General features: G+C 48.2%; 5 protein-coding genes. All 5 read left to right on the top strand.

Annotated features, from left to right (window positions below):
• The first annotated feature begins 615 nt into the window (after positions 1-615).
• From ABDW33_RS22090 to ABDW33_RS22070, 5 genes are read left to right on the top strand one after another with little or no spacing between them, the layout of a single operon-like run.
• Complete coding sequence (locus ABDW33_RS22090) at positions 616-7848, top strand: SDR family NAD(P)-dependent oxidoreductase (protein ID WP_343692275.1); 7233 nt, start codon at positions 616-618, stop codon at positions 7846-7848.
• 22 nt (positions 7849-7870) lie between these two features.
• Positions 7871-12040, top strand: coding sequence for a beta-ketoacyl synthase N-terminal-like domain-containing protein (locus ABDW33_RS22085; RefSeq protein ID WP_343692274.1), 4170 nt, complete (start codon positions 7871-7873; stop codon positions 12038-12040).
• Positions 12028-12324, top strand: coding sequence for an acyl carrier protein (locus ABDW33_RS22080; protein ID WP_343692273.1), 297 nt, complete (start codon positions 12028-12030; stop codon positions 12322-12324). The genes ABDW33_RS22085 and ABDW33_RS22080 overlap by 13 nt, the downstream gene beginning before the upstream one ends.
• Entirely contained in the window at positions 12315-13130 is an 816-nt protein-coding gene (locus ABDW33_RS22075; protein WP_343692272.1) for an alpha/beta hydrolase, read from the top strand. The genes ABDW33_RS22080 and ABDW33_RS22075 overlap by 10 nt, the downstream gene beginning before the upstream one ends.
• A complete protein-coding gene (locus ABDW33_RS22070; protein WP_343692271.1) occupies positions 13109-14329 on the top strand; it encodes a nucleotide disphospho-sugar-binding domain-containing protein in 1221 nt (406 codons plus the stop codon). Before ABDW33_RS22075 ends, ABDW33_RS22070 begins: the two co-directional genes overlap by 22 nt.
• Positions 14330-14343 lie beyond the last annotated feature (14 nt).

Raw genomic sequence — 14343 nt, 5'->3', positions numbered from 1 at the left:
AATTTCCTGTTACGTACTTCAACTTGATCGCTAACCCCTATATTTTTTTCAAGGAAAATTCATTAGCTTTAACATAACATTAAGGTATTCCTGTAACACTAACCATGGATACATCTCAAATAACCAGATAACCTATAATTATATCTTTAAAGTCTATGAAGACCACAACCCGTAAACAGAACCAAACCCGGCAGGAGCGTGCAAAATCAATTGTACTTGTGCATCAGATTATCTTCGAACGTCACGTCAATTAAGCTATGTGCTTTATTCACATCGTATCAGGATAACCATTACCGGAATCGTTTTAATTTTTAGTAGGAATCGTCATAAATACAGCTGCAAGATCAGGACTCTTACAGCCATTTAACTTTCTGTAGTAAAAAGAACAGTTGTTCATGTGAGATCCGTTTAGCCTTTATAAGCCTGCGTTATGAAAAAAATCCAGTTCGTAAAAACAGGATGGAATGCTATGTCCAGACGTCAGCATAGCAGGCTCCAAGGCACAATAGCTATATTAAAATAATCAGGAAGCGCGGTATAGAATTACGATGATCAGGCATGATCACGCCTGGTATATCCATGCCCGTTACCTAACTCAAATAACCTAGTATGAATATGTCTACAATTATCGGGATTACCCCGTTTGAAAACCCGGACGTCCGTTTAGCTATCGCTTTATCACAAGCAAAAGCCTTCCCTGTACTCCATTTAGGACGAAACCGACAAGTAGCGGAACAGGCACTATCTGAACTGGCGCAACAACTTTCACAGCCATTTGGTGTATGCATCGTTCATACCAGTGTTGCTGATATCTCCCTCCCTGAGCAGGTAACACTGGTGATCGCCCCTTATGGTATGCAGTTAAAATTGCCAAAGAAAGTACAACTGTATTATCAGGTACACAGCCTTGCGGAAGCGAAGCTGGCAAAGAAAGAGAAGGCAGCCGGTCTCATACTCAAAGGAAATGAAAGCGGAGGTAAAACAGGTGATGAATCATCTTACATTCTTTTCCAGCAAGTAGTAAAAGCAATGCCGGATGCCCACATATATGTACAGGGAGGTATTGGTATTCATACTACAGCGGCCCTTATAGGCACTGGCGCAACAGGCGTGGTACTGGATAGCCAACTGGTACTCTTCCCCGAATGTAGCGCTCCTAAAGCATTAAAAAACGTATGCGAAAAACTGAACGGCAATGAGACCCGTGTCATTGATCATTATCGTGTACTGGTACGCCCCAATTCTCCGGAGCTACCAGAAAATGCGACCATGGCTGATGTAGAGCCATTGCTCCAGACTCTGGAACTGGACAAAGGCTACCTGCCGCTGGGTCAGGACATTGCCATTTCTACTGATCTCGTAAATCGATATAAAAAACTAGGCAGGCTTATCACCGGTATGCACCATGCCATTCGTGGTCATATCAGGCAGGCACAGACACAACCTGTTCTCAGTCCGAACAATGCACTCGCACAGCAACTGAACATTACTTACCCTATTGCACAGGGTCCCATGACACGTGTGAGTGATGTTCCTGCTTTTGCTGCTGCCGTAGCCCATGCAGGTGCGTTGCCTTTCGTGGCCCTTTCTTTATTGAAAGGAGAATCAGCGAGGAACCTGATCCGCGAAACCAAACAACTTGCCGGTAACAAGACGTGGGGGGTAGGTATACTGGGGTTTGCACCGCAGGAATTGAGAGATGAGCAAACTGCTTATATACAGGAAGAAAAGCCGCCATTTGTACTCATTGCCGGTGGCCGTCCCTCGCAGGCAAAAGCGCTGGAACAGCAGGGAATCCAGTCTTTCCTGCACGTACCATCCGCTTCTCTGCTGGATATGTTTATAAAAGAAGGCGCCCGAAAATTTGTGTTTGAAGGCCGTGAATGCGGAGGACATGTGGGCCCACTGTCCAGCTTTGTACTTTGGGAAAAACAGATCGACAGATTACTGCAGGAAGAAAATGCCGGGCAGTTCAGCCTTTTCTTTGCCGGAGGTATTCATGATGCGTTGTCCGCTGCATTTATTGGTATAATGACGGCTCCACTGGCTACTAAAGGTGCGAAGATCGGCGTGTTGATGGGTACAGCCTATATCTATACCAAAGAAGCGGTAGAAACAGGTGCCATCCTGCAGCAGTTCCAGGATCAGGCGATTGCACATAATCATACTGTACTGCTGGAAACGGCCCCCGGACACGAAACCCGTTGTCTGCGCTCTCCTTTCGCTGATTTCTTCAATAAGGAAAAGGAGCAGCTGATCGCTGCGAATGTGGATAAAAAAGAGATCTGGGCAAAACTTGAATCACTCAATGTAGGACGCCTGCGCATAGCGGCAAAAGGCGTGGACAGAACGGATGCCGGTTTAGTGAAGATAGCGCCGAAGCAGCAGTTGAGCGAAGGTATGTACATGATTGGCCAGGTAGCTGCTATGAGGAATGAAGTTGTGACCATGCAGGCGCTGCATGAAGATGTAGCTGTCATGAACCAGATCATTATTGATAAAGCGGTATTGCCGGCTCCATTATCTTTTGATCAGAAGGCACTGGATGTGGCCATCATTGGTATGGCATGTATTTATCCCGGTGCAAAGAATATTGACGAATACTGGGCGAATATACTAAACGGTGTAGACTGCGTGACAGAGGTACCAGATGATCGCTGGAATAAGGAATTGTATTTTGATAATAATAGTAATGATGGTGAAATGTCGCCGTCTAAATGGGGCGGTTTCATTCCACGCATTGATTTCGATCCGATGGCGTTTGGCATTCCACCGCAGTCACTGGCTGCCATCGATCCCACACAGTTGCTGGCACTGCTGGTAGCGAAACAGGCACTGGACAATGCAGGATATGGTGGCAAAGAATATAATGCAGAAGATGTATCAGTGATTATTGGTGCAGAAGGTGGTACCGACCTGGCCAATAGTTATGGCTTCAGGTCTACATACAGGCAATACCTGGGTGAGATGCCGGAAGAGTTAAAAGCAGTATTGCCTAAAATGACAGAAGACAGTTTTCCAGGTGTACTGGCCAATGTAATTTCTGGCCGTATCACGAACAGGCTGGATCTGGGTGGTCGTAACTATACCGTGGATGCGGCGTGCGCATCGTCACTGGCAGCAATCGATCTGGCTTGCCAGGAGCTGGTGTTGGGAAAATCAGAAATGGTGCTGGCAGGCGCTGCAGACCTGCACAATGGTATCAATGATTACCTGATGTTCAGCAGCACGCATGCGCTGTCCAAAAAAGGTCGTTGTGCCACTTTTGATAGCGAAGCAGATGGTATTGCACTGGGTGAAGGCGTGGCGATGATCGTGTTGAAAAGACTGTCAGATGCAAAGCGGGATGGTGATAAAATATATGCTGTAATAAAGGGTGTAGGAGGCAGCAGTGATGGTAAGAGTCTGGGGCTGACAGCACCCCGTAAGGCAGGACAAATAAAGGCGCTGGAACGCGCTTATGAGATGAGCGGTATCTCTCCTGCAAATGTTGGTCTGGTAGAAGCACATGGTACAGGTACGGTAGTTGGCGATAAGACAGAGATCAGCGCCATCTCGGATATGTTGATTCAGAACGGGGCTGTGGTTGGACAAACCTATCTGGGTTCTGTGAAGACACAGATCGGGCATACCAAGTGTGCTGCGGGCCTCGCAGGGTTGATTAAAGCGGCGTTGTCTGTGTACCATGGTATCAGGCCGGCCACCCTGCATATGAAGACACCGAATAGTTTCTATAACCCATCGAACAGTCCTTTCCTGTTTAATGCAGCTGCCGGTATATGGCTGGACGACAAGCGTACGGCAGGTATCAGTGCATTTGGTTTTGGTGGAACCAATTTCCATGCTGTGATAGAAAACGATGCCAGTGTACAGGATATGGGTACTGCGATGAAGACCTGGCCTGCAGAGCTATTTGTATTCAGAGGTAATAGTCAGCCGTTGTTAAAAGCGGTGAGCAACATACTCCAAAACAATGATAACATCTCACTGAAAGACCTGGCGTATAGCCTGGCTGTGTATAGCCAGGAGCCGGTAACCTTGTCAATTGTGGCAAGTGGTAGAGAAGACCTGATGATGAAGTTAGATCTGGCATTGGCCGGTGCTACCTCCAAAGAGATCTATGTAACAGCACCTGTGGAAGGTAAGCTGGCATTTCTGTTCCCCGGACAGGGTAGCCAGCGGATCAACATGGCGAGAGAATTGTTTGTGGCTTTCCCCGTCATGAGACAGTTGCTGAAGCAGCATCCTGCTTATGAGCGATTATTATTTCCTCCGGCCGTGTTCAACAATGAGGCGCTTCAGCAACAGAAAGAACAGATCAAAGATACACGCGTTGCACAGCCGGTGTTGGGTATCGTAGATCTTGCCATGGCGCAGTTCCTCCAATCATTGGGCATTGAACCTGATATGGTAGCGGGCCATAGCTATGGAGAGCTGCCGGCACTGTGTTTTGCAGGAGCATTTGCACCAGCGCAGTTAGTGCCGCTGAGCGAACAGCGCGCTAAGGCCATCCTGGATGGAATCAGTGATGACAAAGGGATGATGATAGCTGTAAGCTGTGCGGAAGAGGTGTTAAAAAACTTTACCGGTGAAGGAACAGGGGTATATCCTGTGAATCATAATTCGCCTACGCAGTGGGCGCTGGCTGGTAAAACGGCAGATATAGAAGCGCTGATGGTCCGCCTGCGAGAGGCGAAAATCACTTTCAAACAAATGGAAGTGGCGTGTGCTTTTCACAGCCCGGTAATAGCTGGTGCAAAAGCCTTGTATGCACAAGCGATTAAAGATGTGGATTTCTCCGCACTTTCAATTCCTGTGTGGTCCAATACGACAGCGCAGTTATATCCTGAACAACCTGAAGAGATCAGAGCGCGGCTGGCGGAGCATATCGTGCAACCTGTATTGTTTGCTGAAGAGATAGCGCAGATGTATGCAGCAGGTGCAAGGGTGTTTATTGAAGCAGGACCAGGTAAGGTATTGAGCAATCTGGCAAAATCTACTTTAGGCAAAGAGACGATCGTGCTACATACAGAAGATAACGCACCATCTGCAATCACGCACTTACTGAACACCCTGGCGAAATATATCAGCACCGGCAGAACGATTGATTGGGAACAGCTCTTTGCGGGAAGAGATGCAAAGGTGTTACAGCTGGATAACCCGGCGCAGTACAGGAAGAGTGCAACGGTCTGGCTGGTGAATGGACATATGGCAATACCATCCGTAGGTAAGTTGCCGGCACATGGCGCAATGCCGTTGTTACAGCCATTGAAGCTACAGGCTCCGGCAGCTGTACCTGCCGTGATCGCCCCCGTTGGTAATGCAGAACATATGGTGCAGGAGTATCTGAACAGTGTGAAACTGTTAGTGCAGGCACAAAGAGATGTAATACTTGGTTATTTAGGGCATACACCGGCCGCTATGCCGGTAGCAACACCTGTTATGACCCAGGCTCCGGTATCAGCACTAGTTCCTGCTGCAGTGCCACCCGTTGCACCAGCTCCTGCCAGAAGAGATACCAAACGCATCCTCATTGAAGTAGTCAGTGAAAAAACAGGTTATCCACATGAAATGCTGGGTCTTGAAATGGACATGGAAGCAGACCTGAGCATTGACTCTATCAAGCGTATGGAAATCATTGGTGAGCTTCGTACCAAAATGGGTGGCTTTAAATCTGCCGGTAAATCAGAAGAAGCCGTGGTAGAACAACTGGCAGGCATCAAAACACTGAATGGCCTCTTGCAATGGATCGCTGAAAATGTTGATGCACAGGCATTCCCTGATGCAGGTGGCGTATCTCTCCAGCATGCCATTGCACAGCAACCGGTTGTGGATATCAAGAATACCATCCTCCAAATTGTGAGTGAAAAAACCGGTTACCCACAAGAGATGCTGGGACTGGATCTCGATATGGAAGCAGATCTGAGCATAGATTCGATCAAGCGCATGGAGATCATTGGTGAACTACGTACCCGTTTGGGCGGTTTTAATACAACCACTCAAAGCGATGAATCTGTGGTAGAGCAACTGGCAGGCATCAAAACGTTAAACGGATTGCTATCATGGATTTCGGGCAATATGGCTCCACAGCAGCCAGCGCCTTCCGTTACAGCACAACCCGATGCCACCATATCATCATCCGCCACGTGGTCCGAAAGCGAAATTAAAAATATCCTGCTCCTCACAGTGAGTGAGAAAACAGGTTATCCTGCTGACATGCTGGGCATGGACCTGGACCTGGAAGCAGATCTCAGCATCGACTCCATCAAGCGTATGGAAATACTGGGTGAACTGAAAATAAAGATCGGCAGCTTCTCTCAGAATGGAGAAGATAAAACAGAAGCACTGGCTGGCATCAAAACACTGAATGGATTACTGCGCTGGATAGCGGACAATGTAGGTGGTAGTACCCCGGCAATACCTGTGTATAACAAGGCCAATGCAGTGGCAGCAGCGACAGCAGCAAGTCTTTCACGCCTTTGCTTTTCTTTGACGCCTGCTGTTTTTGGGGAAGCCGTTGCCATTAAAGGGGCACGCTTTGCTATCATGGATGACGGTAGTTCATTGCCGGCAACTTTGCAGTCGTTACTTGCGCAAAATGGTGCCACAGCTACTATTATCAATGGTACCGCCTTGCTGGATGACTACGAGGGGCTGATCATTCCAGACCTGCTTACATCTCCCGGCCGCCCCAACATCCTGACAGCATTTGATACCATCAAAAAGCTGCATCCGGAGAAAGCGAAATGGGTATATGCCATCTCCGGGGTACTGAATGGGGATGCCAAAGACCTGCGCAGTGTACAGGGTTATCCCGGCTTCCTGAAAAGCCTGGACAAGGAATGGGAAACGACCAAATGCCGTAGTATCACGCTCACCGGCCAATTCCCGGCGGACCGTATTCCGGGTATGATCATCGATGAAATACTACATCCCGATGAACCTGCAGAAGTGATTTATCACAACGGCAGCAGGCATACCTACAATCTGATTCCTTCTCAGTTGCCGGTAGGAGATACCAGCCAACTGCACCTGAACAGTGACAGTGTAGTACTGGTGTTAGGCGGTGCACAGGGCATCACGGCAGAGCTCATGGTCCGCTTCGCAAAGGACTACCCCTGCAATTATATACTGGTGGGACGTTCCGCCGATCCACGCAATACCGTGGCGTCACAATATACCTCCCTGACAACCAAAGATGCGATTAAGCAGCAACTGATTGCCGAAGGACAGCTCACCAGACCTGCGGACATCGAAAAGAAAGCATCAGACATTCACAAGGCTAACCAGATCTTAAGCACCATTCAATCACTGGAAAAGAATGGCGCAGTGGTGACCTATCGCTCACTGGACCTGCGCAATGAGCAGGAGATCAGTCAGCTCATCACACAAGTGTACAAAGACTATGGCCGGATTGATGGAGTGGTGCATGGTGCCGGATTACTGGAAGACAAACTCTTCCAGCAGAAGACCACTGAATCGTTTGAACGGGTGTTCACCACCAAGGTAACACCGCTCAGGATTCTCGCGGAACAACTGCGCCCCGATGTACAGTTTGTTATCTTCTTCTCCAGTGTTGCCTCTGTGTATGGCAACCGTGGTCAAACTGACTATGCCGCGGCCAACAGTGTAATGGACCGTTATGCATGGGAACTGCGCAATACTATTAAAGGCAAGGTGACGGCTATCAACTGGGGTCCATGGAAAGGTACCGGGATGGTATCGCCTGCACTGGAAAGGGAATATGAGCGCAGAGGTATTGCCCTCATCCCTCTGCAGGAAGGCATGGAGCTCTTTGTGAATGAATTGAAATATGGCAATGAGAGTCAGGTACTGATCATGGCTTAACCTTTTAAAATCGTCCGCAGATATGAATGTAGCTATCATAGGGATGTCCGGTATCTTCCCCGGTGCGGGCAATATCCAGGCTTTCTGGCAAAATATTATACAGAAAAAAGACGCCATACAGGCTGTGCCTGAAAACAGGCTGGACGCCACCTTCTTTGATACGGAGACAATAGCGGTGGACCGTTTTTATTGTCGCAAAGGTGGGTTCATAGACGAATACGCCAGCTTCGACCCTATCCGGTTTGGCATATTGCCACTGGCAGTAGAAGGCACAGAACCGGAACAACTGCTCACGCTGGCGCTTGCCCAGCAGGCATTGCAGGATGCGGGTGTGTCGGACAAAAATACCTCTTTAGAAAAAACAGGTATCATCATCGGGAAAGGGAATTACCCCGGACCCGGTGCTACCAGGGCTATTGAGATTGTACGCACAGGCGAGCAGATCGTACAGCTGCTACAAAACTTATTGCCACATCTGTCTGGTGCTGATCTTGAAAAAGTAAAGAAAGAGTTCCAGCAAAAGAAAGGTCGTTTTGGCCCGGACACGGCTATGGGACTGATCCCTAACCTGGTCGCCTCTCTGGTGGCGAATCGATTGAACCTCGGTGGTGTAGCCTACACACTGGATGCCGCCTGCGCCAGTTCTCTGCTGGCAGTAGATCATGCCATACAGGAACTCAGTTCCGGCAGGGCTGATATGGTCATTGCCGGTGGCGTACATGTATCCCAGAATGCACCTTTCTGGAGTATTTTCACACAGCTGGGAGCCCTCTCCAGGAACCAGCAAATCCGCCCATTCGATCAGCAGGCTGACGGATTGCTGATAGGCGAAGGTTGTGGCTTTGTCGTGTTAAAAACACTGGATGATGCACTACGGGATAACGATCGCATCTATGCTGTCATTAAAGGCAGTGGTGTCTCCAGCGACGGTGCCGGTACCAGCGTAATGAGCCCTTCTGTAAAGGGGCAATCTGTTGCTATCAGACAAGCCTGGCAACGTGCAGGGATTTCACTGGATGAAATCGGGTATATCGAAGCACATGGTACCGGTACTCCATTGGGCGATAAAACAGAACTGGAAACGTTGTCGCAGGTATTTGGTCAACATAGCCGCAAGGCAGGCATTGGTTCAGTAAAATCTATGATAGGCCATGCGATGCCGGCAGCTGGAATGGCTGGTCTGATCAAAACCGCACTGGCATTGTATCATAACACGCTACCTCCTACCCTGCATTGTGAGGAACCCATAGCTGCCATGCGCGAGACCCGCTTTGCCCCTGTACAGGAGGCGACTGACTGGCAGGCCACTGGTTTGCCAATGCGCGCAGGTGTGAATGCATTTGGTTTTGGTGGCATCAATGCCCACCTGGTGGTGGAAGGCTTCAACAGCATGCCGAAAGGAGTATTCAATGGATTTACCCCCACGAATGTTCTATTGCTGGCACGAAATAGCTCCGAAGCCCTGATCCGTGCATTAGAAAACAAAGAAACCGATCCGGGGCAGGGCAATTACCGCATTGCACTGTTTGATCCGTCTGGTGACCGTATCAAAAAAGCGGTGAAGATCGTAAGTAGAAATATCCCCTGGCGGAACAAGCAGGACATCTGGTTCACCAATGAACCATTGATTTCCAATGGAGGGAAAGTAGCTTTTCTATTCCCCGGTTTAGATGGATTAGGTGGTGGTGAAGTGGAGAGCCTGGCTGCACATTTTAAACTTCCAGGCACACACACCAGCAGTAAGGACAGCGTGTATGAATCAGCTATTACCCTGCTGGAAAGAAGCCGTATCATCGATACCGCCCTGAAGCAAATGGGTATCCGTCCTGATCTGAATGCAGGTCATAGCATGGGAGAATGGCTCGCAGGCCGCTCCGCAGGTATGGCGACTGAAGCTTCAATTCTTGAAATATTACAGGATCTGAATCCACAGGCATTGGAAACAGAGAACGCAAAGTTCCTGGTAACAGGCGTGGGATATGATCAGCTGCAGCCCCTGCTGGAAGGGAAAGAAGATATTTATCTTTCCATGGATAACTGTCCGCAGCAAGCCATCCTTTGTGGTACAGATGCAGCGGTGGCAGACTTTATAGAAATACTGAAAGCAAAACAGATCTTTCACCAGGTATTACCTTTCCAATCTGGCTTCCACTCACCTTTTGTGGCGAAGAAAACAGATATATTGCTGGCAGGCATCAGCAAGATCCAATGGTTAAAACCAGAGATCCCCTTCTGGTCAGCCACTACATTGGACCTGTACCCTGATACCTATGAGGCGATACGGGATCTGAGTGTAGATCACCTGATAAAGCCGGTTCGCTTCAGGGAGTTGACGCAAAAACTCTATGAGCAGGAAAATGTACGCGTGTTTATTCAGGCTGGTGCAGGTGGATTGATAGGATTTGTAGATGATACACTGAAAGGGAAAGCTTATAGTGCTATTGCCGCCAATGTGCCTACACGGGGCGGATTGGATCAGCTGTACCGGGTAATGGCGGCACTATTTGTAGAAGGCAAAAATGTAGATCCGGGATGCTTAGGCATCTCTCCTGGAAGAAAAACCACAATGCCGCTGCAACTGGGATCCCCATTTGTAAAAGAACTGGATAGCCTGAAGGGAATTGCGATGCCTGCTCCTGCATTAAAACCGGCGTTTCCTGTGAGTAAAAAACCGGTTTTACAGGCATTCCTGCAAAATGTAGACGAGATCACCGCTATCCAGGATGAAATTATTGCCTTGTTCAATGATCCCATCTCCGTACAGCCCATTTCACATACGCTTGATATTTCATTGGAGAACACACCTTACCTCATCGACCATGCGTTGGTAAAACAAAAGCCGGGATGGCCCATTAAAGAGGATATGGACCCCGTAATACCGATGACGATGATCTTCGAACTATTTGGTGACATTGCCCGGGCGAACGGCCAGAATAGAGCTGTAAAACGCATTTTCAATATACAGGTGTTCAAGTGGATGAACGTATCCTCCCCGTTCAGAAAAACCATTACCGGGAAGTGGGAAGGGAACGACACCGTACATATGGAATTGCCTGATTACGCCAATGCAAGTGTACAACTTACCCGGAGCTTTCCGCCACCTCCGGAAAAAGACTTTTCCATTGGCCGCTCCCTGGAAGAAGAATTATACAAAACACCCGCACAGATCTATGAGCGCCATATGTTCCATGGTCCGGGTTACCAGGGTATCAGGAAAATCGTTCACATGGGCGAAAAAGGCATCACGGGCATCATCGAAAGCAGCACTGGTAAAGGCTCTTTATTAGACAATGCCGGACAGCTCTTTGGCCTGTGGTTACAACTGACCTTACAAAAGGACAGGATCGCATTTCCTGTTAAGATCCATGAAATCGCCTTCTATGGAGATATGCAGGACCAGTCGGGTAGTTTTGAATGTACGTGCCAACTGACAGAACTGAACGATGAATTTGCCACGGCGGATTTTGTGATTAAAAAAGCCGGACAAATTTGGGCGATTGTAACCGGCTGGCAGAACAGGAGGCTGGAAATAGACGAAGCGCTCTGGCAGATCTCCATGGCTCCTTTACAGAACAAACTGGCCAGGGAAATCGCCCCCGGTGTATTCACTTTTCACAACGCTTACCAGCGCGTGGTATCCTGGGATTTTATTCAGAAGCGCTATCTGAACCAGGCGGAGAAAGCCTTTGTAAAAGGGCTCATGCCTATGAAACGCAAAGAGCGGATTATAAGTCGTGTGGCGGCAAAAGACGCAGTGAGGGCAGTTTTACCACAACACTGTTTCCCAATAGAATTTGAGATCAAAAACAATGGTGCCGGTGCGCCTTATGTAGACGGTGTGGAAGGTATTCATGTATCCATTGCCCACAAAGGGATGGACGCCGTTGCCATAGCGCGCTACCTGCAGCCGGTCGGCATTGACATAGAAGAAATAAAACCACAGAGTGAAGGTTTCTGTGAACTGGTATTCAGTGCAGCGGAACTGGCGCTACTACCTGCTGAGGATCGTGATGAGTGGATCATTCGGGCCTGGGTGGCTAAAGAAGCATACGGTAAGTACCTGGGCAAAGGCCTGCAAGGCAATCCCAAAGGATATACCATTACCGCTATCAACGGCCAGGAACTTCGTATCAATGATATCAACATTCAAACAATTAAACACAACAACTTTATAATCGGATGGACGCTATAGCTGCACACAAACTGAACAGCGAAGAGATCTTCGCCTTGCTGAAACAATTCATTACTGAGGTAATCGGAGAAGAGTTCGTAGAAGATATGGATATCTCCAAAGAAAGCTCTTTTACCAGGGATCTGGAAATGGACAGTATTGAGATCGTTTCATTTTCAGAGAAGGTAAAGAGCCACTTTGGTGAGCACGTAGACTTCACGGGATGGCTCTCTGGCATGGACCTCGACCAGCTGATCAATCTCAGTCTGGGTGACATTATAAAATATATTGAACAATGCCAGTAATCAAAATCAATAATACCTCCGTTCATGTACAGGAAATGAACAAGGGAGCGAAGGAAACCATTTTGTTGATCCATGGTATGTTCAGCAACCTGTCGGTTTACTATTTCAACATTGCCCCGATTCTGGCTAAACAATTTCATGTAGTCATGTATGACCTGAAGAGTCATGGCATGAGCGGCAAGGAGAAAGATGGCTATGACCTGAACTCCCTGACCGACGACCTGTTAGCCCTGATGGAAAACTTAGAACTCAAATCCGTACACCTGGTAGGTTATAGCTTTGGCGGACTTGTAGCCCTGCGCATGGCCAGCCGGTTCCCTGGCAGGGTAAAGAAACTGGCCGTAATTGAAGCACCGGATCCGGGCGAAAACGAGCGGCTGGGTATCATGGACATGTATAGCAAAGAGTTCCTGATCGACTATATCAACAACTTCACCGACACTACCAAATTCCGGATGGGCAAACGACAGCTTGAGAAAAACCATCGCATGTACGAATACCTGTTCAATGAAACCTCAATTAAATCTGATCTGAGCAAAGAACGTGGATTCTTCTCAGGAAAAGAGATCGGGTATATCAAACAGGATACACTGCTGCTGTATGGAAAAGACTCTGACTGTGTGCCTTCCGGACAAACTTTATACGACAGGCTCACCCGTTCTAAAATTGCATTACTGAACGGGGATCATAATCTGCCGCTGCAACAGCCGGAAGAAACGGCCATACGGTTAAAAGAATTCTTTGAAGGATGGCAGAGCAAATTCAGACAAATCAATAATAGAATATGGCAAGGTTTGCGTTTATAGTTCCTCCCTTACATGGGCATGTGAACCCAACATTGAGCCTCGGTGCTGAATTATTGAAAAGAGGGCACCAAGTAGGCTGGATTACATTAGATCCGTTACTGGGCAGCAGATTGCCGGCTGGCGGTCAGTTGTTGCAGGTAGCGTACGATGAAGATAGCGAAGCCTATCTGGACCAGATCACCAAAAAGAACGTATCCGGTATAGAAAGTATCAAGTTCCTTTACGAAGAAGTACTGGTACCACTGAACAGATTCATGTACGACGGGATCAATACACTCCTCGACCAATTCAGACCTGATGTAGTGATCAACGACCACCAGCTCTTTGCCGGTGCCATTGCGGCCTACAACAGGAATATGCCTTATGCGACTTCCGTGACCGCACCAGCAGCCATCAAAATGGTGGAAGATCTGCCCGGCGTGCACGATTGGGAAGTTAAGCAGATCGTAGGACTACAGCAGGAACTTGGCGTTCCCGGGAATGACGCCATCGTTCTTTCAGAAAAACTCACACTGGTATATACTTCAAAGGATTTCTTCGGATATATGGACACGCCGGATCATTATAAGTTCATCGGCCCGGTGTTCAATAACCGGAATACACCCCCACCGTTCAACTGGGAGCAATTGTCGCAGATGGGTGCCCATCCAAGAATACTGGTCTCGATTGGCACCACCTTCGATCATGCATATAAGAAAGAATTCTTTGGGAAAGTAATTGAAGCCTTTGCCGGGCAGGCAGTGACAGTGATCGTAGTATCTGATGAAAGCCTCTTTGATAGCTGGCCATCCAATTTCATTGTGCAGCGCAGGGTACCACAGCTGGATCTATTGCCACACCTGGATGGAGTCGTTTGTCACGGTGGTCACAACACTGTGTGCGAGACACTTTCACACGGATTACCGATGGTTGTGATTCCGATCGCCTATGATCAGTCGCATGTAGCAGGTCAGGTTGTAAAGGCGGAGAGTGGTGTACGACTGAACTATAAACGTTTTAAGGCAGCTCATCTCAGGGAAGCGGTATGGGAAATTCTGCAAACCCCCGTGTATAAACTGGCTGCACAAAAAATACAGGATTCCTTTGAGCGAGCGGGTGGCGCTGCTACAGCCGCTGATCTGCTGGAAGATCTGACGCCTGTGATACCTCCTTACGGTATGACCATGAGCCAGGCATTTTATCGTAACAAAGTCTATTAATCTATTTAAACCAC

Origin of the sequence: Chitinophaga sp. (assembly GCF_039596155.1) — a bacterium.
Classification (GTDB): Bacteria; Bacteroidota; Bacteroidia; order Chitinophagales; family Chitinophagaceae; genus Chitinophaga.
Note: the sequence above shows the minus strand (reverse complement) of the source record. Positions and strands in the feature narration are given on the sequence as shown.

What these genes read in the sequence shown, in the direction of transcription:
- ABDW33_RS22090 (WP_343692275.1), top strand. Translation starts at nt 616, where the DNA reads ATGTCTACAATTATCGGGATTACCCCGTTTGAAAACCCGGACGTCCGT.
- ABDW33_RS22085 (WP_343692274.1), top strand. Translation starts at nt 7,871, where the DNA reads ATGAATGTAGCTATCATAGGGATGTCCGGTATCTTCCCCGGTGCGGGC.
- ABDW33_RS22080 (WP_343692273.1), top strand. Translation starts at nt 12,028, where the DNA reads ATGGACGCTATAGCTGCACACAAACTGAACAGCGAAGAGATCTTCGCC.
- ABDW33_RS22075 (WP_343692272.1), top strand. Translation starts at nt 12,315, where the DNA reads ATGCCAGTAATCAAAATCAATAATACCTCCGTTCATGTACAGGAAATG.
- ABDW33_RS22070 (WP_343692271.1), top strand. Translation starts at nt 13,109, where the DNA reads ATGGCAAGGTTTGCGTTTATAGTTCCTCCCTTACATGGGCATGTGAAC.